Origin of the sequence: Pseudomonas sp. LPB4.O (assembly GCF_038383825.1) — a bacterium.
In the GTDB taxonomy this organism is placed as follows: Bacteria; Pseudomonadota; Gammaproteobacteria; order Pseudomonadales; family Pseudomonadaceae; genus Aquipseudomonas; species Aquipseudomonas putida.
In genome coordinates, this window is sequence record NZ_CP151298.1 from 424101 (window position 1) to 449065 (window position 24965).

Sequence of the window (24965 nt, forward strand, 5' to 3'; positions counted from 1 at the left end):
CAGGGTCATGCATACCCCGGCTTGGGCGTGCGTGCCAGGCAATACACATCCACCCGCCGCGCTCCGGCCTTGCGCAGCACCTCGGCGATTGCCTGCGCGGTGGCACCGGTGGTGAACACATCATCGACAATAGCGACATGTTTGCCCGTCAGTTCACCCGAGAGAGCAAACGCTTGTCGCAAATTGCGCCGCCTTGCCCGGGCATCCAGCTGTTGCTGCGCAGGCGTCTCGCGCGTGCGCAGCAACAATCGCTCATCGCACGGTAGCCCAAGTTGCGTGGACAACCACCGCCCGAGCATCCCGGCCTGGTTGAACCCGCGCTCGCGCAGTCGACGCTTGGCCAAGGGCACAGGCAACAGCAGGTCAGGGCGGGGTAGCCCTTCGGCAAAGCGATGCAGCAGCCCAAACCCCAGCAGCTCAGCCATCAAACGCCCCAGAGGCCACTGCCGGTTGTGCTTGAAGCGGCTGACCAGCGTGTCGACCGGAAAGCCGAATTGCCATGGTGCAATCACGCTCTCGAACGGCGGCAAGTGCCGGCAACAGTGGGCGCAGGTCAGGCCAGCCATAGGCAGCGGCAGGGCGCAGCGCAGGCATTGATCGCCCAGCCAAGGCAGTTCCTGCTCGCAGGCGATGCACATCGGGTAGGCCTGATCGGCAGGCTCGTCACACAACAAACACATCTGATTAATAAGTGAGCACTTGTAAACCAGTCTTTTCCAGCGTGGTTGACAGTTCATGGGCCTTCCGTAACTATGCGGGCTATCCGTGATGCGCTTGTGGGCTTTCCTGTCCCGGCGCCAGCTACAGCCTAAACAAGGAAACGCCGATGAGCGCCAGCACAACTGCAACAACACGTCACGACTGGTCCCTGGCCGAGGTCAAGGCGCTGTTCCAGCAACCGTTCAATGACTTGCTGTTCCAGGCGCAGACTGTGCACCGCGCGCATTTCGACCCTAACCGGGTGCAGGTTTCGACCCTGCTGTCGATCAAGACCGGCGCCTGCCCGGAAGATTGCAAATATTGTCCACAGTCCGGCCACTACAACACCGGGCTGGAAAAACAGAAGCTGATGGAAGTGCAGAAGGTGCTGGAAGAGGCTGCTCGCGCCAAAGCCATCGGTTCCACCCGCTTCTGCATGGGCGCGGCGTGGAAGCACCCGTCTGCCAAAGACATGCCTTACGTGCTGGAGATGGTCAAAGGGGTGAAGGCCATGGGCCTGGAAACCTGCATGACCCTCGGCAAGCTCGACCAGGAGCAGACCGCAGCCTTGGCCCAGGCTGGCCTGGATTACTACAACCACAACCTCGACACCTCGCCGGAGTTCTACGGCAGCATCATCACCACCCGCACCTACAGCGAGCGCCTGCAGACCTTGGCCTACGTGCGCGATGCGGGGATGAAGATCTGCTCCGGAGGCATCCTGGGCATGGGCGAATCGCTGGACGACCGCGCCGGCCTGCTGATCCAGTTGGCCAACCTGCCCGAGCACCCCGAGTCGGTGCCGATCAACATGCTGGTCAAGGTTGCCGGCACGCCGCTGGCCGAGGAAGAGGACGTCGACCCATTCGATTTTATCCGCATGCTGGCCGTCGCCCGCCTGTTGATGCCCAAGTCGCACGTGCGGCTGTCCGCCGGCCGCGAGCAGATGAACGAGCAGATGCAGGCCCTGGCGTTCATGGCGGGTGCCAACTCGATCTTCTACGGCGAAAAACTGCTGACCACCGCCAACCCGCAGGCCGACAAGGACATGCAGTTGTTCGCACGCCTGGGCATCAAGCCCGAAGCGCGTGAAGAGCACGCCGACGAAGTGCATCAGGCGGCCATCGAGCAGGCGTTGGTCGAACAGCGCAGCAGTGAGATGTTCTACAACGCTGCATCGGCCTGACATGGCCTTCGACCTGGCGGCGCGCCTGGCCGAACGGCGCGCCGCAGACCTGTATCGGCAGCGGCCACTGCTGGAGAGCCCGCAGGGGCCGGAAGTGGTGGTCGACGGCCAGCGGTTGCTGGCCTTCTGCAGCAATGACTACCTTGGCCTGGCCAACCACCCCGAAGTTATCGCCGCCTGGCAGGCTGGCGCCGAGCGCTGGGGTGTCGGTGGCGGTGCCTCGCACCTGGTGGTCGGCCACAGCACGCCACACCACCAGGTTGAAGAAGCGTTGGCCGAACTCACTGGCCGCCCGCGTGCGTTGCTCTTCTCTACGGGCTACATGGCCAACCTGGGCGCCATCACCGCGCTCGTGGGGCAGGGCGATACCGTGCTGCAAGACCGCCTGAACCACGCCTCGCTGCTGGATGGCGGGCTGCTCAGCGGTGCACGCTTCAATCGCTACCTGCATAACGATGCGGCCAGCCTGGCCAGCCGCCTGGACAAGGCGGTCGGTAATACGCTGGTGGTGACCGATGGCGTGTTCAGCATGGACGGCGACCTGGCCGACCTGCCGGCACTGGCCGATGTCGCTCGCGCCCGCGGTGCCTGGCTGATGGTCGATGACGCCCATGGCCTGGGCACACTCGGCGCACAGGGCGGCGGCATCGTCGAGCACTTCGGCCTGAGCGTGGATGACGTACCGGTGCTGATCGGCACGCTGGGCAAGGCTTGCGGTACTGCGGGTGCCTTTGTTGCCGGCAGCGAAGAGCTGATCGAGGCGCTGGTGCAGTTCGCCCGCCCTTACATCTACACCACCAGCCAGCCACCGGCGCTGGCCTGTGCCACGCTGAAGAGCCTGCAACTGTTGCGTCACGAAACCTGGCGCCGCGAGCACCTGGCGGCGTTGATTCGCCAGTTCCGCGAAGGCGCACAGCAGATCGGGCTGGCGTTGATGGACAGCCCGACGCCGATCCAGCCGATCATGATCGGCGACAGCGCACAGGCCCTGCGCCTGTCGCGCATGCTGCGCGAGCGCGGCTTGCTGGTGACGGCCATCCGCCCACCCACCGTGCCAGCGGGCGGCGCACGCCTGCGGGTGACCCTGAGCGCCGCGCACAGCGAGGCGCAGGTGCAGCTATTGTTGAATGCATTGGCCGAGTGTTATCCACAGTTGGAGAACGCCGATGCGTAATCGTCTTGTATTGCTGCCCGGCTGGGGCCTGGGCGCTGCCTCACTGGAGCCGCTGGCAGCCAGCCTGCGCGCCCAGGATGCCCGCTTGCAGGTAGAGCTGATGCCCTTGCCCGAATTGGACCACAGCGATGTGCAGGGTTGGGTCGACCACCTGGACCGCAAGCTGCCCAGCGATGTCTGGCTGGGTGGCTGGTCGTTGGGTGGCATGCTTGCCAGCGCGCTGGCGCACCAGCGCGGCGACCACTGCTGTGGCCTGCTGACCCTGGCCAGCAACCCCAGCTTCGTCGCCCGGCCAGACTGGCCCCACGGCATGCCCGAAGACACCTTCGGCACCTTCCTCGACGGCTGCCGCAGCCATACCCAGGTCACCCTCAAACGCTTCCGTACCTTGTGCAGTGATGGCGCCCAGCAGCCACGTACGTTGCTGCGCCAACTGGGTGTCGGGGTGCCGGACACCGACCCGCTGTACCTGGCAACCGGCCTTGAGGTGCTGGCCAAGCTGGACACCCGCGAAGCCCTGCAGGCATACGCCGGCCCGCAATTGCACCTGTTTGCCGGCAGCGATGCGCTGGTGCCGGCAGAGGCAGCCAAGGCGTTGAGCGAGCTGCTGCCGGATGTGGAAGTGGGCCTGGTCGAAGACAGTTCCCACGCGTTCCTGCTGGAGTACCCGCAGGAGCTGGCGGCGGGCATCAAGAGTTTCCTGCATGAGAGTGGCGATGACTGACCTTTCCCGTCCAACCCTGCCCGGCGCGTTGCCCGACAAACGCCAGGTGGCGGCTTCGTTCTCCCGCGCTGCGGCCAGCTACGACAGCGTGGCGGCCTTGCAGCGCGCTGTAGGGTTGAACCTGCTGGAGCAGTTGCCGGCAGGCTTGCAGCCGTCGCACTGGCTGGATCTGGGCAGCGGAACCGGCCATTTCAGCCGAAAACTGGCCGAGTGTTTCGCACAGGCCAGCGGTGTGGCAGTGGACATTGCCGAAGGCATGCTGCGCCACGCGCGGGATGAACAAGGTGGGGCGCACTACCACGTGGCCGGTGACGCCGAGCGCTTGCCGCTGCGCGATGCCAGTGTCGACCTTGTGTTCACCAGCCTGGCCGTGCAGTGGTGCGACCAGTTCGCCTGTGTGCTGGCAGAGGCGTTGCGAGTACTGCGCCCGGGTGGCGTGCTGGCTTTCAGCAGCCTGTGCGTGGGTACCCTCGACGAGTTGCGTGCCAGCTGGCAGGCCGTGGATGGCCTGGTGCATGTGAACCGCTTCCGCCGGTTCGAGGATTACCAACGCCTGTGTGCCGGCAGCGGCTTTGAACAACTTGGGCTGCAGCGCTGCCCGCATGTGCTGCACTACCCGGATGTTCGCAGCCTGACCCATGAGCTGAAGGCACTGGGCGCGCACAACCTCAACCCGGGCCGCCCTTCAGGCCTCACCGGTCGGGCCCGCATGCAGGGCCTGTTGCAGGCCTACGAAGCATTTCGCCAGCCCGAGGGGCTGCCAGCCACCTATCAGGTGGTCTATGGTGTGTTGCGCAAGCCACAGGCGTAAGGGGAGCGAGATGAGCCAGGCCTATTTCATTGCCGGTACCGATACCGATGTCGGCAAGACCACCATCGCCGCCGGGCTTTTGCACGCGGCGCGCTTGCAGGGCATGAGCACTCTGGGTGCCAAACCGGTGGCCTCCGGCTGCACCATGACACCTAAGGGCTTGCGCAACAGTGATGCGCAGGCGCTGATCGACGAAAGCACGATCAAGTTGCCATACGAGCAGGTCAACCCGTTTGCCTTCGAGCCTGCCATTGCCCCGCATGTGGCGGCGCGTGAGGCGGGGGTGACGCTGGCTGTTCCGGAGTTGCTGGCGGCAATGCGCAATGTGCTGCAACAAAATGCCGATTTCACTTTGGTCGAAGGGGCCGGTGGCTGGCGTGTGCCGCTGTCGGGCCTGGAGAACCTTTCCGACCTCGCCGTTGCCCTGCAGTTGCCGGTGATTCTTGTTGTGGGGGTGCGGTTGGGTTGCATCAGCCATGCCTTGCTCAGCGCCGAGGCGATCGAGCGGGATGGGCTGCAATTGGCCGGGTGGGTGGCGAACATCATCGAGCCCCGTACTTCGCGTCTTGAAGAGAACCTTGCCAGCCTGGCAGAGCGCTTGCCTGCGCCTTGCCTTGGGCGGGTGCCCAAACTGAAGCAAGCCAGTGCCGATATGGTGGCTGAACACCTTCAGCTGGATCTGCTGGATTAGCCGTTTCCACGCCCGGCCTATCGCGGGCTTGCCCGCTCTTGCAGGAGCTGGCTTGCCGGCGATGGGGCCAGAGCAGGAATACCCAAGGCCTATCAACTGGCACCAGGCCATTAGGGTTTTAAACGGGCCTTTTCGCGCCCAGCCTGCTTTAATTGGGGCTGTTCGTTATCCAGCGTCAATGGAGTCCTGACATGGAAATCACCGGTAGCTCCGCCTATTACGCGGGCCTGAGTGCGATTCAAACCGGCCAGAACCGCGTCGATCAGGCCGCAGGCCAGATCGCCAACACCACAGCCGAACGTACCGCCACCAGCCAGTCCAGCGATTTTCAGGCTGAACGCCTGCGCGCAGTAGATCGCAGCCAGCAGATGGACCTGGCCACCAGCACCGTGCAAATGGTTGTTGGCAAAACCGAAGTCGAGCTTGGTGCAAAGGTGGTCAAGGCATCCGACGAAATGCTCGGTCGGATCATCGACACCTACGCCTGACGGGTCACCCCTCCCATTAAACACAGCCCCTGTGGGAGCGGGCGTGCCCGCGAAAGCGTCAGGTCAGGCATCTCTGTTGTCTGGCCGGGCCCTTTCGCGGGCACGCCCGCTCCCACAGGGGCGGCGGTTTTTCTGGGCGTGGCGTAAACGCCATTTTTCGTGGCGCAAATGGCACCATAGTCCCTCCTTGACATAAGCCGGAGCTAAACGTAAGTTTCAAACAACTGTTTGATAGACGGCCGCCAAGAGCTGGTCACCCCCACAGAACTGACCCAGAGGTTCATCGCAATGCCTGATTACAAAGCCCCCTTGCGTGATATCCGCTTCGTTCGCGACGAACTGCTTGGCTATGAGGCGCACTATCAGAGCCTGCCGGGCTGCCAGGACGCCACGCCCGACATGGTCGATGCGATCCTCGAAGAAGGCGCGAAGTTCTGTGAGCAGGTGCTGGCCCCGCTGAACCGTGTCGGTGACCAGGAAGGCTGCACCTGGAGCGAATCGGGCGTTAAAACCCCGACTGGCTTCAAGGCAGCCTACGAGCAGTTCGTCGAAGGCGGCTGGCCGAGCCTGGCCCATGACGTCGCCCATGGCGGTCAAGGCCTGCCGGAGTCGCTGGGCCTTGCGTTGAGCGAGATGGTGGGTGAGTCGAACTGGTCGTGGGGCATGTACCCAGGCCTGTCGCATGGCGCGATGAACACCATTTCCGCGCACGGTACCCATGAGCAGCAAGAGACCTACCTGACCAAACTGGTTTCCGGTGAGTGGACCGGCACCATGTGCCTGACCGAACCGCACTGCGGTACCGATCTGGGCATGCTGCGCACCAAGGCCGAGCCACAGGCCGACGGCAGCTACAAAGTGTCGGGCACCAAGATCTTCATTTCGGCCGGTGAACACGACATGGCCGACAACATCGTCCATATCGTCCTGGCCCGCCTGCCGGACGCACCAGCCGGCACGAAAGGCATTTCGCTGTTCATCGTGCCGAAGTTCCTGCCCAATGCCGAAGGCGGCGTGGGCGAGCGCAACGGCGTGAGCTGCGGTTCCATCGAGCACAAGATGGGCATCCACGGCAACGCTACCTGCGTGATGAACTTCGATGCGGCAACCGGCTACCTGATCGGCCCGGCCAACAAAGGCCTGAACTGCATGTTCACCTTCATGAACACTGCTCGCCTGGGTACCGCGCTGCAAGGCCTGGCGCATGCCGAGGTGGCCTTCCAGGGTGGCCTGAAGTACGCCCGTGAGCGCCTGCAGATGCGTTCCCTGACTGGCCCGAAAGCGCCGGACAAGGCTGCCGACCCGATCATCGTCCACCCGGACGTGCGCCGCATGCTGCTGACCATGAAGGCCTTCGCCGAAGGCAACCGTGCGATGGTGTACTTCACTGCCAAGCAGGTGGACATCGTCAAGTACAGCCAGGACGAAGAAGAGCGCAAAAAGGCTGACGCCCTGCTGGCGTTCCTGACCCCGATCGCCAAGGCGTTCATGACCGAAGTCGGTTTCGAAGCGGCCAACCACGGCGTGCAGATCTACGGCGGCCATGGCTTCATCGCCGAGTGGGGCATGGAGCAGAACGTGCGCGACAGCCGTATCTCCATGCTGTACGAAGGCACCACCGGCATCCAGGCCCTCGACCTGCTCGGCCGTAAAGTGCTGATGACCCAGGGCGAGGCTCTGAAGGGCTTCACCAAGATCGTGCACAAGTTCTGCCAGGCGCAGGAAGGCAATGAAGCGGTCAAGGAGTTCGTTGAACCGCTGGCGGCAATCAACAAGGAGTGGGGCGAGCTGACCATGAAAGTGGGCATGGCCGCCATGAAGGACCGCGAAGAAGTGGGGGCGGCGTCGGTGGATTACCTGATGTACTCCGGCTACGCCTGCCTGGCCTACTTCTGGGCCGACATCGCCCGCCTGGCGGCCGAGAAGCTGGCAGCCGGCACCAGCGAAGAGGCGTTCTACACCGCTAAGCTGCAGACTGCGCGCTTCTACTTCCAGCGCATCTTGCCGCGTACCCGTACGCATGTGGCGACCATGCTGTCGGGTGCCAACAACCTGATGGCGATGGACGAAGAGCACTTCGGCCTGTCGTACTGATTCACCCGCTGTACCCAAAACCCGCCTGCCGTCATCGGCAGGCGGGTTTTTTCATTCTGCGGGCGGATGCCTATCCCTGGTAGGAGCAGCCTCGTGCTGCGAAGAGGGCATAACTGCCAAAGCAAACCTTCTGTCATACCGGACCATTCGCAGCACAAGGCTGCTCCTACAGGGGCCGTGGCGGAACGGAAATTCAACTGTTCATGTGCACTGCCGATGAAGTAAGGGCACAATGCCACTATTGATCTGCCGGGTTGGAGATTACCCTTGTTTCGTCTTAACGCTGTTCGCGCAAGCCACTTCCTGCCTTCGCTGTTTCTGTTGCTGGCAGGGCTCGCCGCAGCCTATGTGAGAGACCTCAGTGTCTTTTTCACATCGCTGTTCAACGTCCTGCCCACCTTGGTCCTGTTGCTGGGCGGTGCCTACTGCGCGGTTTACCGCCGCCAGCGTGAGCTGTTCATGATGCTCACGGTGTACATCGCGTACTACCTGCTCGATACCCAGACCGACTTCTACCGTGACCATGGCCGCGTGCGCGAGGACGCGGCAGTGATCTTCCACCTGGTGTGCCTGCTGCTGCCCGCCCTGTTCGGGCTGTATGGCGCCTGGCAGGAACGCACCCACCTGCTGCAGGACATGGTCGCCCGCGGTGCCGTGCTGTTCGCCGTGGGCAGCGTGGCGGTAGCCCTCGAACAAAGCTACCCCGAAGCGCTGCTGACCTGGCTGGCGGAGATCCGCTGGCCAACCTTGCATGGCCAGTGGATGAGCCTGATCCAGATCGTCTACCCCTTGTTCCTCGGCGTGTTCATCCTGCTGGTGGTGCAATACCTGCGCGCACCGCGGCCGCTGCACGCTGCCTTGATAACCGGCCTGCTGGGCATTTTCTGGATGCTGCCGCAAACCTTCATCCTGCCGTTCACCCTGAACATCATGTGCAGCCAGGTGATGTTGATGATCGCCGCAGCGGTTGCGCACGAGGCCTACCAGATGGCCTTCCGTGACGAGCTGACCGGCCTGCCGGGGCGCCGTGCGCTTAACGAGCGCATGCAGCGCCTGGGGCGCAACTACGTGATCGCCATGACCGATGTCGACCACTTCAAGAAATTCAACGATACCCACGGGCACGACGTGGGCGATCAGGTGTTGCGCCTGGTCGCCAGCCGCTTGTCCAAGGTGACCGGCGGTGGCCGCGCTTATCGATATGGTGGCGAGGAGTTCGCCCTGGTGTTCGCCGGCAAGACCGCCGAGGAATGCGTGCCCCACGTGGAGGCCGTGCGCGAGGTGATTGCCAACTATGTGATGCACCTGCGCGACCAGAGCAGCCGCCCACAGGACGATACAAGCGGGCGCCAGCGCCGGGCGGGCAACAGCGGCGGGACGGTGTCGGTCACCATCAGCATCGGTGTGGCCGAGCGCCAGGTTGACCACCGTAACCCTGAGGCGGTGCTCAAATCCGCTGACCAGGCGCTGTACAGCGCCAAGGGCGCAGGGCGCAATTGTGTCATGGTGCATGGGCAACAATCGCAGCGCGGAGCAGTGCGCACGGCGTGACTGGGTGAGACCGTGTGGTCAGTTGATGACCCTATGTCTCGTAAAAGTTGTTCGGTTACACTGCCGGTAACCCCAGTGTCGCGGTTCCCCGAGACCGCCCCGACCCGACTAGCGAGAGGTTGTCATGGCTGACTATAAAGCGCCCCTGCGCGACATGCGCTTCGTACTGAATGAAGTCTTCAATGTGGCCGAGCAGTGGGCGCAGTTGCCCGGGCTGGCTGAGGTAGTCGATGCCGAGACGGCCATGGCCGTGCTGGAAGAAGCCGGCAAGGTCACCGCCAAGACCATCGCGCCGCTCAGCCGCGGCGCCGATGAAGAAGGCTGCCACTGGGACAACGGTGCGGTAAGCACACCGGCCGGTTTCATCGAGGCCTACAACACCTACGCCGAAGGCGGCTGGGTAGGCGTGGGCGGCGACCCGGTGTTCGGCGGCATGGGCATGCCCAAGGCCATCTCGGCCCAGGTCGAGGAAATGGTCAACGCCTCCAGCCTGGCGTTTGGCCTGTACCCGATGCTGACCGCTGGCGCCTGCCTGTCGATCAATGCCCACGCCAGCGAAGCGCTGAAGGCCAAGTACCTGCCGAACATGTACGCCGGCGTTTGGGCAGGTTCAATGTGCCTGACCGAGCCGCATGCCGGTACCGATCTGGGCATCATCCGCACCAAGGCCGAGCCGCAGGCCGACGGCAGCTACAAGGTCAGCGGCACCAAGATCTTCATCACCGGTGGCGAGCACGACCTGACCGAGAACATCATTCACCTGGTGCTGGCCAAGCTGCCGGATGCACCGGCAGGGGCGAAAGGCATTTCGCTGTTTCTGGTGCCGAAGTTCCTGGTCAACGAAGACGGCAGCCTGGGGGCGCGCAACCCGGCTACTTGCGGCTCGATCGAGCACAAGATGGGCATCCAGGCCTCGGCTACTTGCGTGATGAACTTCGACGAGGCAGTCGGCTACATCGTCGGTGAGCCGAACAAGGGCCTGGCGGCCATGTTCACCATGATGAACTACGAGCGCCTGGGCGTTGGCATTCAGGGCCTGGCCTCGGCCGAACGCTCGTACCAGAACGCCGTGGAATACGCCCGCGACCGCCTGCAGAGCCGCGCCCCGACCGGCCCGCAAGCCAAGGAAAAAGCCGCCGACCCGATAATCGTCCACCCGGACGTGCGCCGCATGCTGCTGACCATGAAGGCACAGATCGAGGGTGGCCGCGCCTTTTCCACCTATGTAGCCATGCAGCTGGACAGTGCCAAATTCAGCGAAGACGCCGCCGTGCGCAAGCGCAGCGAAGAGCTGGTGGCACTGCTGACACCGGTGGCCAAGGCCTTCCTCACCGACCTGGGGCTGGAGAGCACGGTGCACGGACAGCAGGTATTCGGTGGGCATGGTTATATCCGTGAGTGGGGGCAGGAGCAGCTGGTGCGTGATGTGCGCATTACGCAGATCTACGAAGGCACCAACGGTATCCAGGCCCTCGACCTGATGGGGCGCAAGGTGGTGGCCAGCGGTGGCGCGTACTACCGGTTGTTCTCCGACGAAATTCGCCACTTCATAGCCGGCGCGGGTGGCGAGCTGGGCGAATTTGCCAAGCCGTTGGCGGCCAGCCTCGACCAGCTCGATGGCTTGACCGAGTGGGTGCTGGAGCAGGCCAAGGGCAACCCGAATGAGATCGGAGCTGCGTCGGTTGAGTACCTGCATGCCTTTGGTTATGTGGCCTATGCCTACATGTGGGCACTGATGGCGCGGGCGGCCAAGGCGGGTGAAGGGGACGAGGCGTTCTACTCGGGCAAGCTGGGGACGGCGCGGTTCTACTTTGCGCGGCTGCTGCCACGGGTGGATTCGCTGGTGGCTTCGGTGAAGGCGGGGAGCGAGTCGCTTTACCTGCTGGATGCCGAACAGTTCTGACAGATTTTAGGGCCGCTTTGCGGCCCATTCGCGGCGCAAGGCCGCTCCTACAGTCACCGCGCGCGTCGTAAGGATTGTGCGGTCGCTGTAGGAGCGGCCTTGTGCCGCGATGGGCTGCGCAGCAGCCCCAATTCACGGCATGAATCCTCTTTGTAAGCTTTTTCCTACACGACGTGGTGACTTTTCACCACTGTTCTCAGATTGGATCCACGGTTAATCTTTACCACATGGACGTTGCGCAGGAAGTGCAAAGGACAGATCAAGGAAGACGACGAAGGACCACCTGCCAGGATGGCGGGGCGATACGGATGTCACAGGGAAACAGTCTGGAAAACCCCGCTTCGGCGGGGTTTTCTTTGTGCGCGTGTTTTTCAGGCCAGCACATCCAACGGCGATGCGCCCAACAGGCGGGCGTCCGTCTCTTCCTCCAGCAGGGTGCGCAGCAGCTCCACAGACGCCTGCTGGCGCTGGGCATCGCGAAACACCAGGCCAACCTTCAGCGGCACCCGCGGCTCGCTCAACGGCTTCCACAGCAGGCCCTGATCATCCTCGGCGGCTTCTTTGGCCCGGCCCGGCAGAATGGTGGCCAGTGCCGTGTGCGCCAGGCTGTCGAGAATCCCTGCCATGTTGTTCATCTCTGCCTGTACGTGTGGCCGCCGCCCCTGGCTGGCCAGCTGCGCCTGCCAGATCTGGCGGATCTGGAACTCTTCGCCCAGCATCAGCATGGGCAACTCGGCGGCCTGGCGGATGGACACCTTCTTGAAATCCTTCAGCGGGTGGGTATCGGGGATCACAAGCTGCAGCTCGTCTTCGTACAGCAGCAGGCCATGCAGCCCAGGTTGGCGCGGTGGCAGGTAGCTGATGCCGATATCCAGGCTGCCGTTGAGCAGCCGCCGTTCGATTTCCAGCCCCGACAACTCGTAGATCTGCACGACAAGGTGCGGCTGTGCCTTGCGCAGCCGTTCGAGCAGCTGTGGCACCAGGCTCGGCCGCACGGTCTGCAACACGCCGATAGCCAAGGTGCGAAGCGACTGGCCCTTGAAGTTGCGCATGGCCTCGTGGGCGCGCTGCAGGCCATCGAGCAATGGCAAGGCGTGGTTGTACAGGGTGTGGGCAGCCAGGGTGGGCAGCAGGCGCTTGTTGCTGCGCTCGAACAGGCTCAGGTCGAGGCTGTGTTCCAGCTGGCGGATCTGCTGGGAGAGTGCCGGCTGGGACAGTGACAGGCGCTCGGCGGCGCGGCCCACGTGGCCTTCTTCATACACCGCGACGAAATAACGCAGTTGGCGGAAATCCATAAGTAACACTTATCGAAAATGCTGGAAAAACGAAATGGTCGAAAACCGTCGCGAAGCCTAGTCTATCGCCGTATTCCAACGGGTTACAGCGATCATTGAGTCGATTGTTACCCCGGATGAAAAACACTTTTGATAGGCAAGGCAAAATATCGAGTGTCGGCACCAAGACCGCCCCGTAGCCGCCCTTTACCGTGATTGGTTGGAGCCCTGATGAACCTGTTCAACCTGCGCCGCTCGGCCCCTGCCGCTGTCGCCGAGCCCAAGCGCGCGCCGGTGATCGTGCCGCACGCTGATGAGTTGTCGCGTGATCGCCTGATGCCCAGCGCCGAACGGGCAGCGCAGGTGTTCGTACGTGGTCAGGGCTCCTGGTTGTGGGATAACGAAGGGCGTGCCTATCTGGACTTTACCCAGGGTGGTGCAGTCAACAGCCTGGGCCATAGCCCCAGCGTGCTGGTGAAGGCACTGGGAAACCAGGCCCAGGCGCTGATCAACCCGGGCTCGGGCTTCCACAGCCGGGGCCTGCTGGGGCTGGTCAACCGCCTGTGCCAGAGCACCGGCAGCGAGCAGGCCTACCTGCTGAACAGCGGTGCGGAGGCCTGTGAAGGTGCGATCAAACTGGCGCGCAAGTGGGGCCAGCTGCACCGCAACGGCGCCTACCACATCATCACTGCCACCCAGGCCTGCCATGGCCGTAGCCTGGGCGCCCTGTCGGCGTCCGACCCGCTGCCGTGCAACCGCTGCGAGCCTGGCCTGCCGGGCTTCAGCAAAGTGCCGTTCAACGACCTGGCCGCCCTGCACGCCGCCGTGGATTCGCGCACCGTGGCCATCATGCTTGAGCCAATCCAGGGCGAGGCGGGTGTTATCCCCGCCACCCAGGAATACCTCAAGGGCGTGGAAACACTGTGCCGTGAACTGGGCATCCTGTTGATCCTCGATGAAGTGCAGACCGGCATTGGCCGCTGTGGTGCGCTGCTGGCCGAGGAGCTGTATGGCGTGCGCGCCGACATCATCACCTTGGGCAAGGGCCTTGGCGGCGGTGTGCCCCTGGCTGCCTTGCTCGCCCGGGGCACGGCATGCTGCGCCGAGCCTGGCGAACTGGAAGGCAGCCACCATGGCAATGCGCTTATGTGCGCCGCCGGCCTGGCTGTGCTGGACACCGTGCTGGAGCCTGGCTTCTTCGCCCAGGTGCAGGATAACGGTCGCCATCTGCGTGAAGGCCTGAGCCGCCTGGCTGGGCGCTATGGGCAGGGTGAGGTGCGCGGGCAAGGCTTGCTGTGGGCACTGCAACTGAAAGAAAACCTGGCCAAAGAGCTGGTGGCAGCGGCCCTGCATGAAGGCCTGCTGCTCAATGCACCGCAAGCGGATGTGGTGCGTTTTTCGCCAGCGCTGACCGTGAGCAAGGGCAACATCGATGAAATGCTGTTGCGCCTGGCCCGCGCCTTTGCCCGCCTGCATGCCCAGCAGCAGGCCCGCCGCGAGGTGCCGGCTTAGCGGTATAGCAATACTGAGAATTCTACGAACCGTCTGGCGTTCCTGCGCATCGCCCCTGGCCTGTTTCATTCGGCCTGGGGCGTTTTTTTTTGCCTGTGGAACCTCTGTGGCGGGCGGCTAGTCTTTGATGTAACCCTTCAGGAGAGACTCGCATGGACTTTATTCGCATCATCATCGCCATTCTTCTGCCACCGCTGGGCGTGTTTCTGCAGGTGGGGTTTGGCGGGGCGTTCTGGCTGAATATTCTGCTGACCTTGCTGGGTTACATTCCGGGGATCGTGCACGCGGTGTACATCATCGCCAAACGGTAAGCGGCGTACACGGTCCCTGTAGGAGCAGCCTTGTGCTGCGAAGAGGCCATTACAGGCGCAGCAAATGCGCTGCCTGTGACGGCCCTTTCGCAGCACAAGGCTGCTCCTACAAAGGGCTAGCTCGGCTTAATGCGCCAAAACCCGGCAGTAGAACTTCCACTCTTCTTCCAACGCATGCGCCAGGTTCTGAGCCTGGCGGAACCCATGCCGCTCACCCGCATAGAAGTGCCCTTCAGCCTCGATGCCGTTAGCCTGCAACGCCGCCAGCATGGCGCGGGTCTGCTCTGGCACCACCACAGCATCCAGCTCACCCTGAAAGAAAATCACCGGCACCTTGATCTGCCCTGCATGCAGCAGCGGCGTGCGCTGGCGATAGCGTTCGGCATCCTGCTGCGGGTCGCCGATCAGCCAGTCCAGGTAATCCCCTTCGAACTTGTGGGTGGCACGGCCCAGGGCAACCGGGTCGCTGACCCCGTACAGGCTGGCGCCGGCGCGGAACACGTCATGGAACGCCAACGCGCACAGGGTGGTGTAGCCACCGGCGCTACCGCCGCGGATAAACGCCTTGTGCTTGTCGACCAGGCCTTGAGCAGCCAGGTATTCGACCGCCGCGCAGGCATCGGCCACATCGCTCTCGCCCCAGCGCAGGTGCAGTGCCTGGCGGTATTCCCGGCCATAGCCGGTGCTGCCCCGGTAGTTCAGGTCGGCCACGGCAAAGCCGCGTTGGGTCCAGTACTGGATGCGAGGGTCGAGCACGGGATAGCAGGCCGACGTCGGCCCGCCGTGGATGAACACCACCAGCGGCGCGGCGCCTTGCGCCTGCGCTGGCGGGTAGAAGAAACCATGGGCCTGCTCGCCGTCACTGCCATAGCGGATAGGCTGCGGCAGGCTGATCTGCTCCGCCGGCAGCATCTCGACACCACCGGCCAACACGCGGACCTCGTGGTTGCGGCGGTCGATGGCAATCACTGCCGGCGGGCTGATGGGCGAGGCGGCAATGGCATACAGGTTTTCGCTGTCCATGGCCAGGCTGCGAAAGCGTGTGTAGGCACTGGCGTAACGCGCCATGCGGCCATCTTCATGACGCAGCCCCAGTTGCCCGAAGCCATCTTTGAACCAGCTGGCCAGATAGCTGTGCGGCCCCAGCGCCAACCAGGTACAGGTGCCCAGTTGCCAAGGCGCAGCCGCGTGGTCGGCAGGCTCGGCAGGCAACGCCTGCCAGCGGCCATCGACTTCCCCCCAGGGCTGCCAGAAGCCATTGCGGTCGGACATGCAGTAGAGCCGGCCTTCGGCATCGAAGCGCGGCTGTTGCAGCGACTCATCATCGCTGGCTACACACTGCGCGGGCCCCCAGTGGCCACTGCTGTCGCGTACGCGGCACATCAATCGGGTGAGGGTCCAGGGCTGTGCCGGGCGGTCCCATTCCACCCATGCCAGGCGTTGGCCATCGGCACTCACAGTGGGTGAGGCGTAGAAATCGGCGCCCTCGGCGAGCACTTCGCGGCTGCTTCCAGCCAAAGCCACCAGGCGATGCTCTACCTGCTCGGCATGGCGTTCCTCGACGGCCAGCACCTGGCCATGGTGCCACTGCACATCGCCGTAGCGGCAGCTGGCATCCTGGGTCAGCGCACGCGGTGGCACATCGTCCAGCGGCTGGGTGTAGACCTGCTGGTCCTTTTCGTTGACGAACACCAGCCCGTCGTCACCCAGGCAAAAGCTGCCACCGCCATATTCGTAGACCCGGCTGCGCACGCTGAAACCATCCGGGGTCAGGCAGCGGGCCTGGTGGTACAGCCAGTGCCAGATACGGCAAGCACCGTCGGCGGGGCGAAATTCTATCCAGAACAGCCCGTCGGCACTGACTTTGAGTTCGGCGAAGTCGGTACCGGCGGCAACTGCCTGGGCCGCGCTGAATTCAGCCGCGGGCGATGACACGGGAGTTTCGATCATTGCGGAAGGTCATCTGTTCAATGGCGAGCTGGGCGGTTTCCGCCTCCTCGCGGGCCTTGAGGATGATGCCGTGGTCGACCGACTTGGCGCACACAGGGTCGGCGTTGCTGGCATCGCCGGTCAGCATGAAGGCCTGGCAGCGACAGCCGCCGAAGTCCTTTTCTTTTTCGTCACACGAGCGGCACGGTTCGCGCATCCACTCATAACCACGGAAGCGGTTGAAGCCAAACGACTCATACCAGATATGGTGCAGGTCGTGGTCGCGGACATTGGGGAACTGCACGGGCAACTGGCGGGCGCCGTGGCAGGGCAGCGCGGTGCCGTCCGGGGTAATGGTGAGGAACAGGTTGCCCCAGCCATTCATGCAGGCCTTGGGGCGCTCTTCGTAGTAGTCCGGGGTGACGAAGATCAGCTTGCACGGGTTGCCCTCGGCCTTGAGCTTTTCCCGGTACTCGTTGGTGATGCGCTCGGCCCGCTCCAGTTGCTCGCGGGTTGGCAGCAGCCCCAGGCGGTTGAGGTGCGCCCAGCCGTAGAACTGGCAGGTGGCAAGCTCGACGAAGTCGGCTTCCAGGGCAATGCACAGCTCGATGATGCGGTCGATCTTGTCGATGTTGTGCCGATGGGTGACGAAGTTGAGCACCATCGGGTAGCCGTGGGCCTTTACCGCACGGGCCATCTCCAGCTTTTGCGCAAAGGCCTTCTTCGAGCCGGCCAGCAGGTTGTTGACCTGCTCGTCGCTGGCCTGGAAGCTGATCTGGATATGGTCCAGGCCGGCCTTCTTGAAATCGGCGATGCGCGCTTCGGTCAGGCCGATACCCGAGGTGATCAGGTTGGTGTAGTACCCCAGCCGGCGGGCTTCGCCGATCAGCTCGGCAAGGTCCTGGCGCACCAGCGGTTCACCGCCGGAAAAGCCGATTTGCGCGGCGCCCATTTCCCGCGCTTCGGCCATCACCTTGAACCACTGTGCGGTGCTCAGCTCCTGGCCCTGGGCGGCAAAGTCCAGCGGGTTGGAGCAATAGGGGCACTGCAGTGGGCAGCGGTAGGTGAGCTCGGCCAGCAGCCACAGCGGCAGGCCGACCTCGGGCGTAGGCGGCAACTCAGGCGAGGACGATCCAGTGTTCGGCACGGGCCACCTCCATGAACTGCTCGATGTCAACGGCGACTTCCGGGACATCGGGGAATTGCTGTTCGAGTTCGCTGATGATGGCTGCCACGTCACGCTGCCCGTCGATCAGGCCACCGATCAGGCTGGCGCTTTCGTTGAGCTTGATCATGCCCTCGGGGTACAGCAACACATGGCCCTTTTGTGCCGGCTCGTACTGGAAGCGGTAGCCGGGGCGCCAGCTCGGCACCTGATTGCGATCAAGACTCATAGGGTGATCCCCTTGTGCCACACCCGGTCCTGGGTGACGGAGTGATAAGGCGGGCGGTTCAACTCGTAGGCCATGCTCATGGCGTCGAGCATGCTCCAGAGAATATCCAGCTTGAACTGAAGTATCTCCAGCATACGCTCCTGGCCCGCGCGGGTGGTGTAGTGCTGCAGGGTAATCGCCAGGCCGTGCTCCACGTCACGCCGGGCTTGGCCCAGGCGGGTGCGGAAGTACTCGTAGCCGGCCGGGTCGATCCACGGGTAGTGCTGTGGCCAGCTGTCCAGCCGCGACTGGTGGATTTGCGGGGCGAACAGTTCGGTCAGCGAGCTGCTGGCCGCTTCCTGCCAGCTGGCGCGGCGGGCGAAGTTGACGTAGGCATCCACGGCAAAGCGTACGCCGGGCAGTACCAGCTCCTGGGAGCGCAGCTGGTCCGGGTCGAGGCCGACCGCCTGGCCAAGGCGCAGCCAGGCTTCGATGCCACCGTCCTCGCCGGGTGCGCCGTCGTGGTCGAGCAGGCGCTGGATCCACTCGCGGCGTACTTCGCGGTCCGGGCAGTTGGCCAGGATCGCGGCATCCTTCATCGGGATGTTGACCTGGTAGTAGAAGCGGTTGGCTACCCAGCCCTGGATCTGCTCCCGGGTGGCGCGCCCCTGGTACATCGCCACGTGGTACGGGTGATGGATGTGGTAATAGGCGCCCTTGGCGCGCAGGGCCTGCTCGAATTCGGCAGGGGACATTGGCAGTGCGTCGCTCATTCGGCTGGCTCCTGTAAAGCTGAGTCTCGGCTCGATCCCTGTGGGAGCGGGTTTACCCGCGAACACCGGCGAAGCCGGTGCCATACACTGTGTTGGATTCTTCGCGGGTGAACCCGCTCCCACAGGGGAACTGTGTTGCTTGTGCGATCTCGGTTTTACAACTCGATGCTCATGCCATCGAAGGCAACTTCGACGCCCCGGCGCAGGACTTCGGCGCGCTCGGGTGAGTCTTCGTCGAGAATCGGGTTGGTGTTGTTGATGTGGATAAGTACCTTGCGCTGGCGCGGGAAGCCGTCGAGCACTTCCAGCATGCCGCCAGGGCCGTTCTGGGCCAGGTGACCCATCTCGCGGCCGGTGCGGGTGCCCACGCCACGGCGCTGCATTTCGTCGTCTTCCCACAGGGTGCCGTCGACCAGCAGGCAGTCGGCACCGTGCATCATCGCCAGCAGCTTTTCGTCTACCTGGCCCAGGCCCGGTGCGTAGAACAGCTTGCCGCCGGTGCGGGTGTCTTCGACCATCAAACCCAGGTTATCGCCCGGGTGCGGGTCGAAGCGGTGCGGGGAGTAGGGCGGCGCGGCGCTGCGCAGCGGAAACGGGGTGAACTTGAGGTTTGGGCAGGCGTCGATCACGAAGCTGCCTTCCAGCTCGATGCGGTTCCACTGCAGGCCACCGTTCCAGTGGCTGAGCATGTTGAACAGCGGGAAACCGGTGGTCAGGTCCTGGTGGACCATGTCGGTGCACCACACCTGGTGCGGGCAACCTTCGCGCAGGCTGAGCAGGCCGGTGGTGTGGTCGATCTGGCTGTCCAGCAGGACGATGGCGTTGATGCCGGTGTCGCGCAGGGCACGGGCCGGCTGCATCGGCGCAAAGGCCTGGAGCTGGGCGCGGATGTCGGGCGAGGCATTGCACAGCACCCAGTGCACGCCGTCGTCGGACAGGGCGATGGACGATTGGGTGCGCGCCGTGGCCCGCAGGGTGCCGTCACGGTAGCCCTTGCAGTTGACGCAGTTGCAGTTCCACTGCGGGAACCCGCCACCGGCGGCGGAGCCGAGAACCTGGATGTACATGGCCACTCTCTATGCAGAAAACCGTGTCGTAAAAACGAAAACGCCCCGGCGGGCCGAGGCGTTGAGGCGCAAGCCTGGCTTAGCGGCTTGCGAAGTACATGGTGACTTCGAAACCGATACGCAGGTCAGTGTAAGCAGGTTTGGTCCACATGGAATTACTCCTTCCGAATGAGGGTTGGGTTGCTCAGCTACTACTTGGGTACCGCCATGGGCCGGCAGTTCCCTGAAACTGGGATTGCGCTATCTTACAAGAAAAATTTGTACCGAAAGGTTAATTATTCGAAAAGCGCCGTTGTAATTGGCGTAACAATCGCGAGGTTGTTCACGGCCATTCAAGGGCTGGCGCGGCAGCGTTGGCCAAGCAGAGCCAAGGGCAGTCCTTATCGAGCAGGGTGCCCAGCAGCTGGTCCAGATCCGTCTGCCGCGTCTTCAAGATAGCCCTGCGCAGCTCATCCAACGTGCCCGGTTGTGTAGCCAGGTGTGTCTGCCATGCCCATTCGGCAACGTCGGCGTTGGCCATGGCGGGCTCGTCGAATTGCTCGGCCAACGCCACGCGAGCGCCCGGATCCAGCGTGATGCCTTGACGCAGGAGGGCAAGCAGGTGCTCGAGAATCTGCGCCTGGCGGGTATGCGGCGACTGCACCCCGAACAACAGGCCGCCGACACCCTCGACCTGACGAAAGGTACTGAACACCGCGTAGCCGAGTTGCAGCTCTACCCGCAGCCGTTGGTAAACCGGCCCTTGCAGCAATTGCGCAAGCACGCGGCCGCTGGCTTCGCTGGCCGCAGGGAGCGGGCAGAACAGCAACAGGGCGTGTTCACTGCCGGGTACTTCGGCGTGCTGCCAACGGTGGCTGGCCCATGTAGGCGGGGGGGCAGGCAGCGAGGCTTGCCCAGGGCAGTGCTGTAACGCAGTGCCCAAAGCGCTCAGCGCAGCAGCGTCGAAACCTGTGGCAAGGCCATGCCAGCGGGCGTGCTGCCACAGGCTGTCGAGTTGTGACTGCGTCGGCATGCCGGCAGGCGCACTTGCGGGGTGGGCGCCCAGTACCGCGTCGGGCAGTTGCTTGAGCAAGGCCCTGATGGGGATCAGTGGCGGTGGCGTCGCCGTGCTGGGCTGCCAGCAACTGGTTGCTGGCTTGAGCATCAGGGCCAAGGCCTGCTCCACTGCCCGAAGCACCGCTGCCGGTTGCCCGGCGCAGCGCAATTGCCAGTATTCGCCAACGGCAGTGAACAGCAGTTGCACCGACGCGCGTTCGCAGCGCTCCTGCAGTGGGGCCAGCGCCTGTTCCAGCACGCCCTGCAAGCGCTGGCGCAAGGGCGAAGGCAGGTGCCAGCGCAGGTAAAGCGCGGCGTACTGACGGGTGCCAGGCAGCAGGTCGCTGGTCTTCAGGGCCGCCGGTAGAGGTTGCGCCGGGGCATTGGGCAAATCTGCCATCAGCAAGGGGTCGACGGGGGGCAGTTGCCATTGCCCATGCGCTTGGCCCGGCAGGCCCTGGAGGAGAGCGCTGAGGGCGCCCAGGCCTTGCGCATCCAGCTTGGCGAACGGCTGGCCCGTGCTGTCCCGGCGAGCCAGCTCAAGCGCGCCGGCGCTGCGTTCACGGCTGAGCTGCAGCAGGCCGAATGCGTGGTTCATCTGCTCAAGGTCGGCCTGGCGGATGAAGCTGAACCAACCTTGCAGCAGGGCATCTGCTTCGTCCGGGTTGGCGCTTACGCTGAGCTGCAGGTCCATGTGCCAAAGTAACTGCCCGGCGAAGCTGTACAGCATCTCGGCCTTGAAGCTTTGCAGCCAGCCACGTTGGCGCAGCGCATGCAGCCAGGTACCCGGGCGGTTGTCGCCCAGGCAACTGATCAGTAATTCCAGGGCCTGCTCGGCACCTGCCGGGAGCTTTTCATGGGTGAACACCAGGCGCGCGTTCGGTGGCGACAGTGGCGGCGGCAGCGTTTGTGGCGCCTGCGTGCCCGTGGCGAACAGGCTGGCATGTTGCCTGCCTTGCTGCTCCATTTCATCCAGCGACTGTGGGCCACACAGGCTCAGGGTCATCTGGCCGCCCTGGTAATACCGTTGGTGAAAGCCTTTGAGGGCGTGCTGGAAGGCAGCATTCTGCAAGGCCAGGGTGTGCCGGTTACCAGCGTGAAAAGCGCCTAGCGGATGGCCCGGCGAAACCGATTGCAGCAAGGCGAACTGCTGCTGAGCCTGCGGGTTGCGCGACCAGGCAATGAATTCGGCGTGGATCACTTCGCGTTCGCGGCGCTGGCGCTCGATGCCCAGGTCCGGTTCGGCCAGCATCTGGCACAGGCGCTCAAGGCCCCCGGCCAAGGCATTGGTCGGCACTTCGAAGAAAAAATCGGTGGCGCGTTCCCGGGTGCTGGCGTTGACTTGGCCACCGAGGGCCTGGACGTAGCGCATCAGGCCGTCGTTCAGGGGGAACTGCGCGGTGCCAAGGAAGAAAAGGTGTTCAAGGAAGTGGGCCAGGCCGGGCCACCTGGCGGGAGCGTCATGGCTGCCCGCGTGCACCCGCAATGCGGCGGCCGAGCGCTTAAGGCGCGGGGCGTGGCGCAGGGTCAGCTGCAGGCCGTTGGCGAGGGTGAGGTGGCGGGTGGTGTCAGGCATGGAAACTCCGGGTAGGTGTTCATGCTAACCCATTTGTATGAGCAGGCCCGGCCTCTTCGCGGGCGCGCCCGCTCCTACAGGTATGGTGTGGCTTGCAGACTGACCCCAATCCTGTGGGAGCGGGCATGCCCGCGAATGGGACGTCAGCTTTTACGCAGGTGCAGTTCCTGGCGCAGGTCTGTCAGGTAAGGAAATGCCTCCCGCCCCTGCACCACCTGTTCATGCTCCAGTTCCGCCAGCAACAGGCATTCATCCCGCCCACCCATGGCCAGCAGGCTGCCATCAGGGCCGATGATGCTGCTCTGCCCGCAATACTGGATCTCGTCTTCCGAGCCGCAATAATTGGCATACACCAGGTAGCACTGGTTTTCCTGCGCCCGCGCCCTCACGGTCACCTGGCAGACGAAGTCGTACGGGGCCATGTTCGCCGTCGGCACCAGGATCAGTTCGGCACCACCCAACGCCAGGCGTCGGGCGTTCTCCGGGAACTCGATGTCGTAACAGATCAGCAGGCCGACTTTCCAGCCGTCCAGTTCCACCACCGGGAAGTGGTCTGGGCCTGCGCTGAACATCGCGCGGTCCAGCTCACCGAACAGGTGAGTCTTGCGGTAGTTACACAGGCTGCGCCCGTGCGCGTCGATCAACTGCACACTGTTGTAGAGCGCCCCATCATCACCACGCTCGGGGTAGCCATAGACGATCGCGATGCGGTGCGCCTGGGCTATTTCCACCACGTCCATCGCCGCCGGGCCATCGTCGGCTTCGGCCAACCGCTCGACCTGGGCCAGGCCGATGTTGTAGCCGGTCAGGAACATTTCCGGGCACACCAGCAACTGGGCGCCGCGGTCGGCTGCCAACTGCGCCTGGTGGCGCAGCCGTTGCAAGTTGCCGGGCACGTCCAGTGGCTTGGGGGCGCCCTGGAACAGAGCAATGCGCATGGTGCCTCCTTGTGTCAGTCTGCGAGGGCGATCGGGCCGATCTCGTCAAACACATCGCCCGGGCCGGGGTTGTCCGGGTGGGTCTGGCCACCGAAGTGGTTCATGATACCCCACACCGCATTCAGCGACGTCTGCACCGCGCCTTCCACCCACGCCGGGGTCCACGACACGTCGTCACCGGCGATGAACATGCCGCGCTGCTCGGCAGGCATGTCTTGCTGCATGAAGTGCGCGTACATGCGCTGGTTGTAGCGGTAGTGGCCCGGCAGGGCTCCCTTGAAGGCGCCGAGGAAGTGCGGGTCGGCCTCCCAGGAAATGGTGATCGGGTCGCCGATGATGTGCCCGGCGATATCGGTCTTGGGGTAGATCTTCTTCAGCGCATCCAGGGCCAGCTGCACGCGCTTTTCCACCGGGTGCGGCAGCATCTTCAGCGCGTCGCTCATCCAGGCGTAGGACAGGCAGATGACCCCCGGCTTGTCGTCGCCGTTGTCGAACAGGTAGGTGCCGCGGGTGAGGCGGTCGGTGAGGGTCATGCTCATCAGGTCACGGCCGGTTTGCGGGTCCTTGTCCTTCCAGAACGGCCGGTCGACCATGACGAACGTCTTCGACGATTGCATGTAGCGGGTGCGGTCCAGGGCCATCCACATTTTTTGCGAGAACAGCGATTCCTCGCAGTCGATCTGGGTGGTCAGCAGCCAGGTCTGGCAGGTGGCGAGCACGGCGCCGTAGTGCCGGGTGTCGCCCCAGTTGTCGGTGACCGCCAGGCGGCCATCGGCGGCACGGGCAATGCGCTTGACCCCGGTGCGCGGCGCGCCGCCATGCAGGCCGCTGAGGCTGGTGCCCTCCGGCCAGTGGGCGCAGCGCTCGGGCACATGGCGCCAGATACCTTGCGGCACCTGCTCCACACCGCCGACGACCAGGTGCTGGTGGTCGTCGCAGTTGGTCATCACCACGCGGAAGATTTCCAGCATCGAGTTGGGGAAGTCCGAGTCCCATCCGCCGGTGCCAAAGCCGACCTGGCCGAACACTTCGCGGTGCTGGAAGCTCAGTTTGGCGAACGAGCGCGAGGTGGCCACGAAGTCGTAGAAGGTGCGGTCGTCCCACAGCGGCACCAGCTTGTTCCACAACTCCTTGAGCCGCGGTACATCGCGGTCGCGGATAGCTTGCTGGATGTCGGCGAACTGGGCGCCACTTTCCAGGGCGTCGGCCCAGGCGTCGGCCACTTCGTGGAACAGCTTGGGCAGGTCGGTGGTTTTTTCGGCGTAGTAGGTCTGGCCTTCCAGGTCGATCACTGTGCTGCCCGAGGCCGGGGTCAGGGGGTTGGGGAAGGGCTTGGTCTCCAGGCCCAGCTTGTCCACGTAGTGATAGAACGCCGTGGACGACACCGGGAAACGCATGCCGCCGAGTTCGGCGATGATCCCGTCGGTGCCGTTGAAGGCTTGCGAACGCAGCCGGCCACCCAGCTTGGAGGCCTCGTACACCACCGGCTTCAAGCCCAGTTTCATCAGCTCGTAGGCCGCCACCAGGCCGGCGATACCGGCACCCACGATGGCCACTTCTTCACCCTGGCGCTCGGCTGGAATGCTGCCCAGGCCTGCGGGGTGTTCCAGCCAGTCGTCGAAGGCGAAGGGGAAGTCCGGACCAAAGATGGTGATGGGCTGCTTGCCGTCGGCGGGGTGGCGGTTTTTCTTGTTCATGAAGTGACCTTGCCAGAGAGGCTGCGCGGGGAGCGGAGCCTGAGTATAGGAGATGCCTGGTGGTCATTTTAGGGAGCAGGGCGTTCGTAATTAAGGTTCAGAGTGGTGTCTGAATGTAGCTTTATTCGTCATATTTACTAATAAAAGATCAATTATGAT

22 protein-coding genes are annotated in these 24965 nt (G+C 63.8%); 11 read left to right on the forward strand and 11 right to left on the reverse strand.

Annotated features, from left to right (window positions below; all coding sequences use genetic code 11):
• Positions 1 to 5: 5 nt before the first annotated feature.
• Positions 6 to 737, reverse strand: coding sequence for a ComF family protein (locus MRBLPB4O_RS01795; RefSeq protein WP_341797372.1), 732 nt, complete (start codon positions 735 to 737; stop codon positions 6 to 8).
• A gap of 89 nt (positions 738 to 826) precedes the next feature.
• Here MRBLPB4O_RS01795 and bioB point away from each other — a divergent pair, with 89 nt between their 5' ends.
• From bioB to MRBLPB4O_RS01840, 9 genes are all read left to right on the forward strand, one after another.
• A complete protein-coding gene (gene bioB / locus MRBLPB4O_RS01800) occupies positions 827 to 1885 on the forward strand; it encodes a biotin synthase BioB (RefSeq protein WP_016497669.1) in 1059 nt (352 codons plus the stop codon).
• Between the two features lies 1 nt (position 1886).
• On the forward strand, positions 1887 to 3059 hold the full coding sequence (gene bioF / locus MRBLPB4O_RS01805; RefSeq protein WP_341797373.1) for an 8-amino-7-oxononanoate synthase: 1173 nt from the start codon (positions 1887 to 1889) through the stop codon (positions 3057 to 3059).
• On the forward strand, positions 3052 to 3783 hold the full coding sequence (locus MRBLPB4O_RS01810) for an alpha/beta fold hydrolase (protein ID WP_341797374.1): 732 nt from the start codon (positions 3052 to 3054) through the stop codon (positions 3781 to 3783). The genes bioF and MRBLPB4O_RS01810 overlap by 8 nt, the downstream gene beginning before the upstream one ends.
• A complete protein-coding gene (bioC, locus tag MRBLPB4O_RS01815) occupies positions 3776 to 4594 on the forward strand; it encodes a malonyl-ACP O-methyltransferase BioC (protein ID WP_197898037.1) in 819 nt (272 codons plus the stop codon). Before MRBLPB4O_RS01810 ends, bioC begins: the two co-directional genes overlap by 8 nt.
• Before the next feature lie 10 nt (positions 4595 to 4604).
• The gene (gene bioD / locus MRBLPB4O_RS01820) at positions 4605 to 5285 is read left to right on the forward strand and encodes a dethiobiotin synthase (protein WP_019472548.1); all 681 of its coding nucleotides are present in this window, start codon (positions 4605 to 4607) and stop codon (positions 5283 to 5285) included.
• 191 nt (positions 5286 to 5476) lie between these two features.
• Positions 5477 to 5773 (forward strand): hypothetical protein, encoded by a 297-nt coding sequence (locus tag MRBLPB4O_RS01825; protein WP_016497674.1) that lies wholly within the window; start codon positions 5477 to 5479, stop codon positions 5771 to 5773.
• A 288-nt stretch (positions 5774 to 6061) separates the two neighbouring features.
• Positions 6062 to 7867: a phenylacyl-CoA dehydrogenase gene (locus tag MRBLPB4O_RS01830; protein ID WP_341797375.1), complete on the forward strand. Its 1806-nt coding sequence runs from the start codon at positions 6062 to 6064 to the stop codon at positions 7865 to 7867.
• Between the two features lie 267 nt (positions 7868 to 8134).
• On the forward strand, positions 8135 to 9418 hold the full coding sequence (locus MRBLPB4O_RS01835; RefSeq protein ID WP_341797376.1) for a GGDEF domain-containing protein: 1284 nt from the start codon (positions 8135 to 8137) through the stop codon (positions 9416 to 9418).
• A gap of 124 nt (positions 9419 to 9542) precedes the next feature.
• On the forward strand, positions 9543 to 11321 hold the full coding sequence (locus tag MRBLPB4O_RS01840) for an acyl-CoA dehydrogenase C-terminal domain-containing protein (protein WP_341797377.1): 1779 nt from the start codon (positions 9543 to 9545) through the stop codon (positions 11319 to 11321).
• A gap of 371 nt (positions 11322 to 11692) precedes the next feature.
• Here the strand turns inward: MRBLPB4O_RS01840 and MRBLPB4O_RS01845 are convergent, their stop codons facing one another.
• Positions 11693 to 12616 (reverse strand): LysR family transcriptional regulator, encoded by a 924-nt coding sequence (locus tag MRBLPB4O_RS01845; RefSeq protein WP_016484586.1) that lies wholly within the window; start codon positions 12614 to 12616, stop codon positions 11693 to 11695.
• Positions 12617 to 12826: 210 nt separating this feature from the next.
• Here MRBLPB4O_RS01845 and MRBLPB4O_RS01850 point away from each other — a divergent pair, with 210 nt between their 5' ends.
• Complete coding sequence (locus MRBLPB4O_RS01850; protein WP_341797378.1) at positions 12827 to 14107, forward strand: aminotransferase class III-fold pyridoxal phosphate-dependent enzyme; 1281 nt, start codon at positions 12827 to 12829, stop codon at positions 14105 to 14107.
• Positions 14108 to 14259: 152 nt separating this feature from the next.
• Entirely contained in the window at positions 14260 to 14418 is a 159-nt protein-coding gene (locus tag MRBLPB4O_RS01855) for a YqaE/Pmp3 family membrane protein (RefSeq protein ID WP_003177654.1), read from the forward strand.
• A 126-nt stretch (positions 14419 to 14544) separates the two neighbouring features.
• Here the strand turns inward: MRBLPB4O_RS01855 and MRBLPB4O_RS01860 are convergent, their stop codons facing one another.
• The 9 genes from MRBLPB4O_RS01860 to MRBLPB4O_RS01900 form a co-directional block, all read right to left on the reverse strand.
• The gene (locus MRBLPB4O_RS01860) at positions 14545 to 16368 is read right to left on the reverse strand and encodes a S9 family peptidase (protein ID WP_341797379.1); all 1824 of its coding nucleotides are present in this window, start codon (positions 16366 to 16368) and stop codon (positions 14545 to 14547) included.
• Positions 16334 to 17494: a pyrroloquinoline quinone biosynthesis protein PqqE gene (gene pqqE, locus MRBLPB4O_RS01865; protein WP_341797380.1), complete on the reverse strand. Its 1161-nt coding sequence runs from the start codon at positions 17492 to 17494 to the stop codon at positions 16334 to 16336. Before pqqE ends, MRBLPB4O_RS01860 begins: the two co-directional genes overlap by 35 nt.
• Entirely contained in the window at positions 17466 to 17741 is a 276-nt protein-coding gene (gene pqqD, locus MRBLPB4O_RS01870; protein WP_341797381.1) for a pyrroloquinoline quinone biosynthesis peptide chaperone PqqD, read from the reverse strand. The genes pqqE and pqqD overlap by 29 nt, the downstream gene beginning before the upstream one ends.
• A complete protein-coding gene (gene pqqC / locus MRBLPB4O_RS01875) occupies positions 17738 to 18493 on the reverse strand; it encodes a pyrroloquinoline-quinone synthase PqqC (protein ID WP_012270176.1) in 756 nt (251 codons plus the stop codon). Before pqqC ends, pqqD begins: the two co-directional genes overlap by 4 nt.
• A 155-nt stretch (positions 18494 to 18648) precedes the next feature.
• A complete protein-coding gene (gene pqqB, locus MRBLPB4O_RS01880) occupies positions 18649 to 19560 on the reverse strand; it encodes a pyrroloquinoline quinone biosynthesis protein PqqB (protein ID WP_063424396.1) in 912 nt (303 codons plus the stop codon).
• Between the two features lie 79 nt (positions 19561 to 19639).
• Positions 19640 to 19711: a pyrroloquinoline quinone precursor peptide PqqA gene (gene pqqA / locus MRBLPB4O_RS01885; protein WP_008365141.1), complete on the reverse strand. Its 72-nt coding sequence runs from the start codon at positions 19709 to 19711 to the stop codon at positions 19640 to 19642.
• Between the two features lie 171 nt (positions 19712 to 19882).
• Positions 19883 to 22171 (reverse strand): pyrroloquinoline quinone biosynthesis protein PqqF, encoded by a 2289-nt coding sequence (pqqF, locus tag MRBLPB4O_RS01890; RefSeq protein WP_341797382.1) that lies wholly within the window; start codon positions 22169 to 22171, stop codon positions 19883 to 19885.
• 143 nt (positions 22172 to 22314) lie between these two features.
• Positions 22315 to 23109: a carbon-nitrogen hydrolase family protein gene (locus MRBLPB4O_RS01895; protein WP_341797383.1), complete on the reverse strand. Its 795-nt coding sequence runs from the start codon at positions 23107 to 23109 to the stop codon at positions 22315 to 22317.
• 14 nt (positions 23110 to 23123) lie between these two features.
• Positions 23124 to 24806, reverse strand: a complete 1683-nt coding sequence (locus tag MRBLPB4O_RS01900; RefSeq protein ID WP_132843037.1) for an NAD(P)/FAD-dependent oxidoreductase — start codon at positions 24804 to 24806, stop codon at positions 23124 to 23126.
• Positions 24807 to 24965 lie beyond the last annotated feature (159 nt).

Excerpts from the sequence above, each read along its gene's own strand:
- bioF (WP_341797373.1), top strand. The coding sequence starts at position 1,887 with ATGGCCTTCGACCTGGCGGCGCGCCTGGCCGAACGGCGCGCCGCAGAC.
- MRBLPB4O_RS01825 (WP_016497674.1), top strand. The coding sequence starts at position 5,477 with ATGGAAATCACCGGTAGCTCCGCCTATTACGCGGGCCTGAGTGCGATT.
- MRBLPB4O_RS01830 (WP_341797375.1), top strand. The coding sequence starts at position 6,062 with ATGCCTGATTACAAAGCCCCCTTGCGTGATATCCGCTTCGTTCGCGAC.
- MRBLPB4O_RS01840 (WP_341797377.1), top strand. The coding sequence starts at position 9,543 with ATGGCTGACTATAAAGCGCCCCTGCGCGACATGCGCTTCGTACTGAAT.
- MRBLPB4O_RS01850 (WP_341797378.1), top strand. The coding sequence starts at position 12,827 with ATGAACCTGTTCAACCTGCGCCGCTCGGCCCCTGCCGCTGTCGCCGAG.
- MRBLPB4O_RS01895 (WP_341797383.1), bottom strand. The coding sequence starts at position 23,109 with ATGCGCATTGCTCTGTTCCAGGGCGCCCCCAAGCCACTGGACGTGCCC.
- bioC (WP_197898037.1), top strand. The coding sequence starts at position 3,776 with ATGACTGACCTTTCCCGTCCAACCCTGCCCGGCGCGTTGCCCGACAAA.
- bioB (WP_016497669.1), top strand. The coding sequence starts at position 827 with ATGAGCGCCAGCACAACTGCAACAACACGTCACGACTGGTCCCTGGCC.
- MRBLPB4O_RS01855 (WP_003177654.1), top strand. The coding sequence starts at position 14,260 with ATGGACTTTATTCGCATCATCATCGCCATTCTTCTGCCACCGCTGGGC.
- MRBLPB4O_RS01795 (WP_341797372.1), bottom strand. The coding sequence starts at position 737 with ATGAACTGTCAACCACGCTGGAAAAGACTGGTTTACAAGTGCTCACTT.
- MRBLPB4O_RS01810 (WP_341797374.1), top strand. The coding sequence starts at position 3,052 with ATGCGTAATCGTCTTGTATTGCTGCCCGGCTGGGGCCTGGGCGCTGCC.
- MRBLPB4O_RS01845 (WP_016484586.1), bottom strand. The coding sequence starts at position 12,616 with ATGGATTTCCGCCAACTGCGTTATTTCGTCGCGGTGTATGAAGAAGGC.
- pqqB (WP_063424396.1), bottom strand. The coding sequence starts at position 19,560 with ATGTACATCCAGGTTCTCGGCTCCGCCGCCGGTGGCGGGTTCCCGCAG.
- MRBLPB4O_RS01860 (WP_341797379.1), bottom strand. The coding sequence starts at position 16,368 with ATGATCGAAACTCCCGTGTCATCGCCCGCGGCTGAATTCAGCGCGGCC.
- pqqF (WP_341797382.1), bottom strand. The coding sequence starts at position 22,171 with ATGCCTGACACCACCCGCCACCTCACCCTCGCCAACGGCCTGCAGCTG.
- bioD (WP_019472548.1), top strand. The coding sequence starts at position 4,605 with ATGAGCCAGGCCTATTTCATTGCCGGTACCGATACCGATGTCGGCAAG.
- pqqC (WP_012270176.1), bottom strand. The coding sequence starts at position 18,493 with ATGAGCGACGCACTGCCAATGTCCCCTGCCGAATTCGAGCAGGCCCTG.
- MRBLPB4O_RS01900 (WP_132843037.1), bottom strand. The coding sequence starts at position 24,806 with ATGAACAAGAAAAACCGCCACCCCGCCGACGGCAAGCAGCCCATCACC.
- pqqD (WP_341797381.1), bottom strand. The coding sequence starts at position 17,741 with ATGAGTCTTGATCGCAATCAGGTGCCGAGCTGGCGCCCCGGCTACCGC.